The 11,148-nt window shown below is 64.8% G+C and carries 8 protein-coding genes; 5 read left to right on the forward strand and 3 right to left on the reverse strand.

Features of this window, described 5'->3' with window-relative positions; translation table 11 throughout:
* A partial coding sequence (locus tag JHD73_RS23795; RefSeq protein WP_199032646.1) for a glucan biosynthesis protein occupies positions 1 to 291 on the reverse strand: 291 nt, incomplete at its 3' end.
* Positions 292 to 439: 148 nt separating this feature from the next.
* Here JHD73_RS23795 and JHD73_RS23800 point away from each other — a divergent pair.
* Complete coding sequence (locus JHD73_RS23800; protein WP_199032647.1) at positions 440 to 775, forward strand: hypothetical protein; 336 nt, start codon at positions 440 to 442, stop codon at positions 773 to 775.
* Positions 776 to 892: 117 nt separating this feature from the next.
* Positions 893 to 2,080: a serine hydrolase gene (locus tag JHD73_RS23805; RefSeq protein WP_199032648.1), complete on the forward strand. Its 1,188-nt coding sequence runs from the start codon at positions 893 to 895 to the stop codon at positions 2,078 to 2,080.
* Positions 2,081 to 2,092: 12 nt separating this feature from the next.
* Here JHD73_RS23805 and JHD73_RS23810 read toward each other — a convergent pair whose 3' ends face one another.
* Positions 2,093 to 2,563 (reverse strand): DUF1854 domain-containing protein, encoded by a 471-nt coding sequence (locus JHD73_RS23810; protein ID WP_199032649.1) that lies wholly within the window; start codon positions 2,561 to 2,563, stop codon positions 2,093 to 2,095.
* 33 nt (positions 2,564 to 2,596) lie between these two features.
* Entirely contained in the window at positions 2,597 to 4,903 is a 2,307-nt protein-coding gene (locus JHD73_RS23815) for an ABC transporter ATP-binding protein (RefSeq protein ID WP_199032650.1), read from the reverse strand.
* A 288-nt stretch (positions 4,904 to 5,191) separates the two neighbouring features.
* On the opposite strand from JHD73_RS23815, the gene cphA (JHD73_RS23820) reads away from it, so the two are divergent.
* The 3 genes from cphA (JHD73_RS23820) to JHD73_RS23830 form a co-directional block, all read left to right on the forward strand.
* A complete protein-coding gene (gene cphA, locus JHD73_RS23820) occupies positions 5,192 to 7,852 on the forward strand; it encodes a cyanophycin synthetase (RefSeq protein ID WP_199032651.1) in 2,661 nt (886 codons plus the stop codon).
* Positions 7,853 to 7,892: 40 nt separating this feature from the next.
* Positions 7,893 to 10,460 (forward strand): cyanophycin synthetase, encoded by a 2,568-nt coding sequence (gene cphA, locus JHD73_RS23825; RefSeq protein ID WP_199032652.1) that lies wholly within the window; start codon positions 7,893 to 7,895, stop codon positions 10,458 to 10,460.
* Positions 10,461 to 10,509: 49 nt separating this feature from the next.
* The coding region (locus JHD73_RS23830) for a hypothetical protein (protein WP_199032653.1) at positions 10,510 to 11,148 on the forward strand (639 nt) is incomplete at its 3' end.

The raw sequence follows: 11,148 nt of genomic DNA on the forward strand, positions 1-11,148 counted from the left end.
CACCGGAAACTGGCCAGGACCATCGGCAAACAGCGCGTGCGCCGTGTCGAACTTGATCTTGCCGTGCGCTTCGTAGTCGATCTTGGCGAGGATGTCAGCCGGCGCGGTGGCGGGCGGCGTATACGGCTGGCCGGCCATCGTGCGGGCGCGCTCGATCAGTGCATCGAAAGAAAACGGTGCGGCATCGCCCAGTTTGACGCGGCTGGCGGCCAGCGCTTCGGGCGTGATGCCAAGCGCGGCCAGCGTGGCGGTAACGGAGGCGGAGGCAAGAAGGGTTCGGCGTGTGACCATAGGTGCCTGTAACGTAACTTTGAAATCAGATCAGTCCGACATGGTAACGCGGGCAGGGGTTCCCGACGGGGACTTGGCGTCGCACTTGGCGGGGTCGGTTCGGATGCGACTTATACTTCGCCCATTGTGTTTGCAGAACAAGAACAACATGCCGGTTGATTGGAAAGCCCGCCCCGCGCGCGGTCGTTTTGTCCTCGGCTGCATTGCCCTCGTTGTGATCGGGGTGGTTTGCAGCTATCTCGGTTATCAGGATGGTGAACAGCTGAGGGCCACGTGGTCGCGCCTGAGCGTCGGCGCAGCCGTTACAGCAGTTGGCCTGCTCGGCTTTCTGCTGCTTGCTTTCGGCGCCGCAGCACGCCGCGAGCGCATGCTGTTTTCGAGCGCAGTGGTGCGTTCGCGCCGCGTGCGCATTTCCGGCTGGGTGGCCTCGCTGGTGATCGGGGCATTCGTCTTTGCCTACGTCTACGCATCAACGGGCGTGTAACCGTCAGACCACTTTCGCTGACATTCACGCCGCTGGATCCACCGTTCGTCGCACGCCGCTTGGTTGACGCCAAACAGTTGGTGATACTGCCTGCCACCGATCCAACGTGGGGGCTTCATGGCGCAACGACATCGCAGTCTTGGCTGGTTAGCCCGCGCGGGACTCGCGCTTGGCTTGGCCGTGTGCACGCATGTAACGCTTGCCGCTCCACCGTGCGATGCGCCAGCCCAATTGAGCGACGGCTGGCAGGTCGACGCGAGCCCTGCTGCAGCGGGTTTCGATGCCGACCGCCTCTGCAGCGTCCTGCATCACTTCGCAGACGGCGATATCAACTTCCACAGCCTGCTCGTTGTACGCCACGGCCATCTGGTGGCCGAGGTCTATCGGCCCGGTAAGGACGAGCGCATCAAAGACCTGTTCCGCACCACGCGAGTATTCGGCCCGACCACCGTGCACGACGTCCGGTCGATCAGCAAATCGGTGACGAGCCTGCTATGGGGGATTGCGCAGGCGCAAGGCAAGATGCCGCCGCTCGACACGCCCGCGTTGTCATTGTTTTCGGATCTGGCAGACCTCAACGGGCAAGGGCGTGAGGCGATCACGCTGGCGCAGATGCTCGCCATGTCGAGCGGCCTGGCCTGGAACGAATGGAACGCGACCGGCCTGCTGGACAACGACGAATTTGGCCTGATCTGGCGCGGTGCGCAGGCGCACTACGTGTTCGACCGGCCCATGGCTGCGTCAGCCGGCACGCAGTTCAACTACAGCGGCGGCAACACGGTGGTGCTGGCGCAGTTGCTGGTGGAGCGCGTGGGCATGTCGTTGCTCGACTACGCGCGCAAGCAACTTTTCGAACCGCTGGGTATTACCGACTGGGAATGGGTCGACGATTTTCGGGGCCGCCCGATGGCGCACGCCGGGTTGCGGCTGCGCCCGCGTGATCTGGCCCGCATCGGGCAACTCGTACTGCAGCACGGTCAATGGCAGGGTCGCCAGATCGTGCCCGCCGAATGGATTGCGGAATCGACGCGCCCACGCATCGACACTGGCCTCGAGCCCGGCTTGCAGTATGGCTACCAGTGGTGGCTGGGCAAGGTGGAAGCGGGCGGTGCGCAGCAGGACTGGATCGGTGGCATCGGCCGAGGCGGGCAGCGTCTCTGGATCGTGCCGGGGCTAGACATGGTGGTGGTGGCCACCGCGGGTGACTATAACCAGCGCGCGATCTGGAGGCAGACCAAAACGTTGTTCAGCGAGGTCATGGCGACAGTGCAGCCGGCGTTGCCCGCCGCTTCCGCCACCAGATGACCGCTGCGCAGCTCAGAGGAACCGGTCCAGGATCTTGCGGCTGGGCTTGTCCAGCGCAAAGTGATCGCGAATCAGGTAGTGGATGCCGTGGCTGTCTGAGATCAGCAGCGTGCTGCCGGTCAGGCGACGGATGTCTTCTTCCCCGCGCAATACGAGATCGGTCTGGCCGCGATCGGTCTGCACCGTCCACGTGCTGGGCGTGGCATAGGTCGACACGCCGATGATCTTGCGGATCTCGGGCATGAACTCGCGTGCGGCCAGCTCATCTGCGATCAGCGTGCGTGTTGGTTCGGGCAACGCATCTAGCCGCGTGATCCAGACCAGCTCGCGGCCATCGGTGCTCATCAGGCTGAAACCGTCGCCGGCGGCGGAAATCGGAAACGCGCGCACAGGCACTACGCCTTCATGCGAGGTGCCATCGGCCAGGGTCATGACCAGCTTGCCGAGGCTGTTGCGGCTCAGGGTGAAATCGGGCGTCTGCATTACCGTGCTCTTCCAGAAACGTGATGGCTGCGCTTATTGCGCGTAAGCCGGTTCGGCAGCGTCCACGCGCTCGCCGTCGCTCGTCATGTCGGTGTCTGCATCGACATTGCGCGCTTGCGCCTGATAGAGCTTGTAGTACGCCCCTTCGCGTGCCAGCAGTTCATCGTGGCTGCCCACCTCGACGATTTGGCCACGGTCCATGACGACCAGGCGATCGGCCTTGCGCAGCGTTGACAGACGGTGCGCGATGGCGATGGTCGTGCGGCCCTGCACGAGGTTGTCGAGCGCCTTCTGGATTTCTTTCTCGGTGGTCGTATCCACCGACGACGTGGCCTCGTCCATGATCAGGATGCGCGGGTTGATGAGCAGCGCGCGCGCAATCGAAATGCGCTGGCGCTCACCGCCCGACAGCGCCTGGCCCCGTTCACCCACCAGCGAATCGTAGCCATGCGGTAGGCGCAGGATGAACTCGTGCGCGTGGGCCGCGCGCGCGGCGGCGACGATCTCCTCGCGCGTGGCGTCGGGCTTACCGTAGGCGATGTTGTCGGCAATCGTGCCAAAGAACAGGAACGGCTCCTGCAGCACCAGACCGATGTTGCGGCGGAATTCCGAGATGGGCAGCGAGCGGATGTCGACGCCGTCCACGCGGATCGCCCCTTCCGACACATCATAGAAGCGGCAGATCAGGTTCACGAGCGTGCTCTTGCCCGAGCCGCTATGCCCCACCAGGCCGATCATCTCGCCCGGCTGGATCGACAGGTTCAGGCCGCGGATCACCGCACGGTTGCCGTAGCGGAAGCCCAGGTCGCGCAGCTCGATCGCGCCGTTGACCTTCTCGATGTGCATGGGCTTGGCCGGCTCCGGCACGCTCGATACATGGTCAAGGATGTCGAAGATCCGCTTGGCGCCGGCCGCCGCCTTCTGCGTGACGGACACGATGCGGCTCATCGAATCCAGGCGTGTGTAGAAGCGGCTGATATAGGTCAGGAACGCCACGAGCACGCCCACGCTGATGGCGTTGTGGCTGATCTGCCAGATCCCGAAGATCCACACCACCAGCAGGCCCACTTCGGTCAGCAGCGTCACGGTGGGCGTGAACAGCGACCACACCGCGTTGACGCGATCGTTGATCGCCAGATTGTGCTTGTTGGCTTCAGCAAAGCGCGTCACTTCGCGCTTTTCCTGGGCGAAGGCCTTGACCACGCGGATGCCCGGGATCGTGTCGGCCAGCACGTTGGTGATTTCCGACCAGATCCGGTCGATCTTCTCGAAACCGTGCCGCAGGCGGTCGCGCACGAGGTGAATCATCCACGCGATGAACGGCAGCGGCATCAGCGTGACGAGCGCCAGCCAGGGGTCGATCGAGACCAGGATCACCGCCGTCATCGCGATCATCAGCACGTCGGTGGCGAAGTCGAGCAGATGTAGCGATAGGAACACACTGATCCGATCGCTTTCCGAGCCGATGCGGGCCATCAGGTCACCCGTGCGCTTGCCGCCGAAATACTCCAGCGACAGCTTGAGCAGGTGTTCGTACGTCGTGGTGCGCAGGTCGGCGCTGATGCGCTCGGACACGCGCGCCAGCAGGTAGGTGCGCGCCCAGCCCAGCGACCACGCCACCAGCGCGGCGCCAAGGAGACCGCTCAGATAGAGCGCGACCAGGCTGGTGTCGATCGGCTTGCCGTTCTGGTACGGGATCAGCACCTTGTCCATCAAGGGCATCGTCAGGTACGGCGGCACCAGGGTGGCGGCCGTGCCGAGCAGCAGCAGGGCGAAACCAGCCAGCAATTGCCAGCGATACGGCCGGGCAAAGCGCCACAGGCGCAGCAGGGCCCAGGTGGAGGGCGGCTGTTCCAGCTCGCGGCTGCACTGAGGGCAGGTGTCTTCACCGGGCGGGAGCGGCGCCTTGCAGGTCGGGCAGACGTCTGTGTCGGCTGGTGCGGGTTCGGTGCCTGCAGTGAGTGCGTTGCGGCGCGCGTCGAACACGTCGGTCAGCCGCAGGGCGTCGGTGTTGTGGCCCAGCGTGTACCGCCAGCTCGCCAGGCGTTGCTGGCCGTCGGACAGCTCCAGCGTGCCCACGCCGGCGTGGTCGGTGTGCGAAAGCGTCATGCCGGGCGCGATGTCCCAGCTTTGCAAGTCCTTTCCGCCGGGTGCCCGCCCGATCAGGCGGCGATGCGTAACAACCAGCCACCCTTGGGTAAAATGCAGCCTTGCGTCCAAATCCAGCTGCAGTCCGGCCAGGACGGTTTCCTCTGGAGCGAGGCTTGAGCCGAGCTCGACACTCCAGGGGTCCTGAGCGCGGGCAAGGTTGGGGGCGGATGTTGGGGAGGACTGGGTCATGAGCGGCGCAAAGAATTCAAAAAGCGCGTCCCAATGGCCCAAAAAACAGCCCAAAACGGGTAAAGGACGAACATAAATCGGAGCAATGGTGCGGCCATCGCGCGCGTTGAGCGCCCGGTGGCCCGAAATTTTGCTCGCAAGTATACCTAGGGGAGCGAGCCAGGAATTTGGTGCGGTGCACAACGCACTCCTGGCTCAAGCGGTCAACGCCGAAGCCGTTGTAACGTTATTGAAAGGTAACGCTTCATTTTCTCGGGCATTTCGCCCACTGCTTTCCAAGCTAATTCGATGAAGAAGAAGGACATTGAGATTCTCGATGTCATGTCGCTGCGCGGCCCGAATATGTGGACATATCGGCCAGTGCTGGAGGCATGGGTCGACATTGGTGAACTGGAGGATTTCCCCTCCAACACGATTCCGGGGTTCTATGAGCGCCTGTCGACGTGGCTGCCAACGCTGATCGAGCACCGCTGCAGCCCCGGCGTGCGCGGCGGCTTCCTGATGCGCTTGAAGGAAGGCACCTGGCCGGGTCACATCCTGGAGCACGTCACGCTTGAGCTGCAGAACCTGGCCGGTATGCCGGGCGGTTTCGGCAAGGCGCGCGAGACCCCGATCCGCGGTGTCTACAAGGTGATCGTGCGTGCCTGGCACGAAGACGTGACCCGTGCAGCACTGCTGGCGGCGCGGGACCTCGTCATGGCCGCCATCGAAGATCGCCCGTTCGACGTGGATGCCGCGGTTGAAACGCTGCGCGATCTGGTGGACGACCACTGCCTTGGCCCCAGCACGGCCTGCATCGTGGATGCCGCCGATGACCGGGGCATTCCGTCGATCCGCCTGTCGGATGGCAACCTCGTGCAACTGGGCTACGGCGCACGCCAGCGCCGCATCTGGACGGCCGAGACGGACCGCACCAGCGCCATTGCCGAATCGATCTCGCGCGACAAGGACCTTACGAAAAGCTTATTGCAGTCGTGCGGCGTGCCCGTGCCGGAAGGCCGCATGGTCGACAGCGCCGAAGACGCGTGGGACGCCGCCGAAGACATCGGCGTGCCCGTGGTGGTCAAGCCATACGACGGCAACCACGGCCGCGGCGTCTTCACGAACCTGATGACGCGCGAAGAGGTGGAAACCGCCTATGCCGTGGCCATCGAGGAAGGCAACGGCGTGATCGTCGAGCGCTTCGTCTCCGGCAACGAACACCGCCTGCTGGTGGTGGGCGGCCGTGTGGCAGCGGCGGCCATGGGCGAGACCGCCTCGGTTGTCGGCGATGGCACCTCCACCATTGAGGAGCTGATCGAATCGCAGATCAACGCCGACCCGCGCCGTGGACCTACCGAAGAGCACCCGCTGAACCCTGTGCGCCTGGACTCCGCCGCGCGCTTGGAGCTCAAGCGCCAGGGCTATGCCGATGGCACCGCCGTGCCGCCCGCAGGCCGCACCGTGCTGATCCAGCGCAACGGCAACGTCGCATTTGATGTGACCGACCGCGTGCACCCGAGCGTGGCGGCCCATGTGTCGCTGGCGGCACGGGTGGTCGGGCTGGACATTGCCGGTGTGGATCTGGTGGCCGAAGACATCTCGCGCCCGCTGGACGAACAGCGCGGCGCCGTTGTTGAGGTGAACGCCGGGCCGGGTTTGCTGATGCATATCCGCCCCGCCCAGGGCGAACCGCGCCCGGTGGGCCGTGCGATTGTCGACCACCTGTTCTCCGACAAGGACGGCGTGCAGGACGATGGCCGCATTCCCGTCGTCGGCATCACGGGCACCAACGGCAAGACCGTCGTCGCCAAGCTGGTGGCGCAACTGCTGCAGCTGTCGGGCAAGCACACGGGCCTGGGCTGCAGCGACGGCTTGTACCTGGACCACCGCCAGGTGGAAGGAGTGGCCCGCAGCGATCGCGCTGCCTGGGACGCCTGCCATCGCATCTTGATGAACCGCGCGGTGGAAGCCGCCGTGTTCGAAAACGACAGCGGCATGATCCTGTCGCAAGGGCTGCCGTATGACCGCTGCCAGGTCGGCGTGGTCACCAACTTCGACAAGCCCGATCACCTGGGCGACTTCTACGTCGAAGACGAAGACCGCATGTACAGCGTTCTGCGTACGCAGATTGATGTGGTGCTGAAAACCGGCGTGGGCGTGCTCAATGCCGCTGACGCGCGCCTGGTCGAGATGGCTGAGCTGTGCGACGGCGAGGTGATCTTCTTTGCGCTCTCGGGTGACCTGCCGGCCATCGCTGCACACCGTGCCGCGGGCAAGCGGGCTGTGTTCGTGCGCGACGGCAAGGTGGTGCTCGCCACCGGCCAAACGGAAGTGGCACTGGCCGATGTGTCGGCCATCCCGCTCGCTTACGCGGGCCGGGTGCCGTTCCAGGTCGAGAACGTGCTGGCCGCCGTGGCGACTGGCTGGGCGCTGGGCATTTCGCATGAGTTGATCCGTGCCGGCATTCTCACGTTTGACGTTGGCCAAGTGGATGTGCCGGGCCGCTTCACGCTGTTCCAGCACAACGGCGCCACGATCGTGGTGGATGACGCGCACAACGTGTCGGCGCTGCAGGCGCTGGCCGCTGCGCTGGACAACTTCCCGGCAGAGCGTCGGACACTCGTATTTGGTGCCGGCGTTCAGCGCCGCGACGAAGATCTTGTGGCACAAGGCAAGGTTATCGGCCAAACGTTCGACCGCGTGCTGCTGTGCGAAGACGCGAGCGTCAAGCGTGCCGATGCCCAGTTCGAGTCCCAGGCGCGTGCGCTGCTCAAGCAAGGGTTGCAGCAAGGCGGCCGAGTGGCCGAGGTCGTCATTGAAGGGGGCAAGCGCTGGGATGCCGTGGAAACGGCGCTATCGCAGCTCGCAGCTGGTGACCTGCTGGTCCTGCAATGCGACGAATGTGCAATCGATGCCACCGTCGAACAAGTCCACCAGTGGATGGGCCGCACGGAACACCGGGCCTGAATCTCACAAGCAGCCCCAAGCACAACGGAAAGCCGACTGTATGGAAGTCTCTCGTATCCGGGCCTTGCGCGGCCCGAATCTCTGGTGTCGTCACACGGCCATCGAGGCCATCGTGGCGTGCTCGGACCAATCGCTGCTGCTGGCCGAGCTGCCGGGCTTTGAAGAACGCCTGCGTGCGCGTTTTCCAGCCATCGGCCCGCTGCGGCCGGATGACGAAGCCGGTGCGCCGTCGATGGCGCACGCACTGGAAGCCGCTGCGCTGGGCCTGCAGGCTGCTGCCGGTTGCCCGGTCACTTTCAGCCACACTGAGCCCACGCTCGAACCGGGTACGTACCAAGTCGTTGTCGAATACAGCGAAGAGGAAGTGGGGCGACTGGCGTTCGAGCTGGCTGGCCAACTCTGTCTGGCGGCGCGTGATGACCAGCCGTTCGATCTGGACGACGCGCTGCACCGCCTGCGCGACCTGGACGAAGACGTGCGCCTGGGCCCGAGTACCGGTTCCATCGTCGATGCGGCTGTGGCGCGCGGCATTCCGTACCGCCGCCTCACGCAAGGCTCGATGGTGCAGTTCGGTTGGGGCAGCAAGCAGCGCCGCATTCAGGCGGCCGAGACCGACATGACCAGCGCCGTGGCCGAATCCATCGCGCAGGATAAGGACCTGACCAAGACCCTGCTGCACGCAGCTGGTGTGCCGGTGCCGCTGGGCCGCTCGGTGCGCAGCGCCGAAGAGGCCTGGGAAGCCGCGCAGGAAATCAGCGGTCCGGTGGTGGTCAAGCCGCGTGATGGCAACCAGGGCAAGGGCGTGGCCGTGCGCATCCGCACGCAGGAAGAGGTGATGACCGCCTACGAAGTCGCGGCCGACATCTCGTCGGACGTGATCGTCGAACGCTACATCCCCGGCCACGATTTCCGTCTGCTGGTGGTGGGCAAACACTTGGTGGCGGCCGCGCGCCGCGACCCACCGCAGGTCATTGGCGACGGCAAGCACACGGTGCGCGAGCTGGTTGAAGAAGTGAACCGCGACCCGCGCCGCGGCGAAGGGCATGCCACGTCGCTCACGAAGATCCGCTTTGACGACATTGCACTGGCCACGCTCGCCAAGCAGGGCCTGAGCGCCGACGCCGTGCCGCCGAAGGGTACGCGCGTGGTGCTGCGTAACAACGCCAACCTTTCCACGGGCGGTGCAGCAACCGATGTGACCGACGACGTCCACCCAGCCATTGCCGCACGAGCGGTGGCTGCTGCACAGATGGTCGGGCTCGACATCTGCGGTGTGGATGCCGTGTGCGAAACGATGCTCAAGCCGTTCGAGGACCAGGCCGGCGGCATTGTGGAAGTCAATGCCGCGCCGGGCCTGCGCATGCACCTGCAGCCGTCATACGGCAAGGGCCGCGCGGTGGGCGAGGCCATCATCTCGACGATGTTTGCCGACGGCGACGATGGTCGCATCCCTTTGGTGGCAGTCTCCGGCACCAACGGCAAGACGACGACCGTGCGCCTGATCACCCATCTGCTGGCCTCCAGTGGCCTGCGCATGGGCATGACCGGCACTGACGGCGTGTACATCCAAGGCCAGCGCATCGATACCGGCGACTGCAGCGGCCCGCGCAGCGCCCGCAACGTGCTGCTGCACCCCGACGTGGATGCCGCTGTGTTCGAAACCGCGCGCGGCGGCCTGCTGCGCGAAGGCCTGGCCTTCGACCGCTGCGACGTGGCCGTGGTGACCAACGTGGGCGAAGGCGACCACCTGGGCCTGAACTACATCAGCACTGTTGAAGACTTGGCCGTGCTCAAGAGCGTGATTGTGCAGAACGTGGCGCCGCGCGGCATGGCCGTCCTCAACGCCGCCGACCCGATGGTTGCGCGCATGGCCGATGGTTGCCCGGGTTCGGTCACGTTCTTCGCGCAGGATGCGAGCCTGCCCACCCTGGCACTGCATCGCGCCCAGGGCAAGCGTGTGGTGTTTGTCGATGGTGCGGAGATCGTGGCGACCGAAGGCGCCAACGAAACGCGCATCGCATTGGCCGATATTCCGCTCACGCGCAACGGCACGATCGGTTTCCAGGTTGAGAACGCCATGTCGTCGATTGCCGCTGCTTGGGCGCTTGGTATCGACTGGGCGGTCATTCGCCGCGGGCTGGCGACGTTCGTGAACGACGCTGCTACGGCGCCGGGCCGCTTCAATCTGTTCGACTACAAGGGTGCCACGCTCATCGCCGACTACGGCCACAACCCCGACGCCATCCAGGCACTGTGCAACGCCGTGGCTACCATGCCGGCGCGTCGCCGCTCTGTGGTGATCAGCGGGGCGGGTGACCGCCGTGATGAGGACATCCGCAAGCAGACGCAGATCCTCGGTGGCGTGTTTGACGATGTCCTGCTGTACGAAGACCAATGCCAGCGCGGCCGTGCAGACGGCGAAGTGCTGGCGCTGCTGCGCGAGGGGCTGCAGGGTGCCCAGCGCACCAGCCACATCGATGAGATTCGCGGCGAGTTCCTCGCCATTGATACGGCACTGGGCCGCCTGCAGCCCGGCGACCTCTGCCTGATCCTGATTGATCAGGTGGAAGAGGCGCTGGATCACATCGCCAAGCGCGTGGCGGAGTAAGCCGCTCCAGCGGCCGTGCCGGTACGAAGGCCGGCCGCTGATTGCGCTCGTGCTGTCTGGCGCATCCATCGCTGCCCGCATCGGGGCGTTGCTGGCCAAGGATATGAAAAGCAGTCTGTCAGAACGCCTTGACACTTGGCGCACCAATGTCGTGATCCTGTTTGGGTTCGCGCTTGGCCTGTGCGCGCTGTTCGCTGCCATGTGGGCCGCACTCGAGGTGCTGCGCCGGATTGGTGCGTGGCTCTTCATTGATGCCTCGCTCGGGCCCTATGTCCGGCTCGACAGCAACAGTGTGATCAATGTTCTTCCGAACAATCTGCTGGTCTTGTTCTATCTGCTGCTGACGTACAGCGTGTTGTCGAATGCGTGGCAGGTGTTTCGCCGTCCATGGCGCGGCGGGCGCAAAGTTGGGGCGCAGCGTGAAGAAGCGAGGCGACAGCTCAGGCGGTTTGCCGTTGCGACACCGGTGGTCTTGCTGCTGTGCCTGCCCGGGATGAACACCTACACGATCGTCACGCCGACGCAGATTGTGCAAAAGCGTTTCTTTGCCCTGCATGCCGAGTCCTACCCGCTCGGGCAAGTGACGAAGGTGCAATGCACGGTCGCGGGGCGGGGCTTGATTTTTACTGAGCTGACCTTCTCGGATGGGCGCTCATTGGAAGAGGCCGGCTTTCACCCACGTCTGATG

Source organism: Ralstonia sp. ASV6 (genome assembly GCF_016429285.1).
Classification (GTDB): domain Bacteria; phylum Pseudomonadota; class Gammaproteobacteria; order Burkholderiales; family Burkholderiaceae; genus Ralstonia; species Ralstonia flaminis.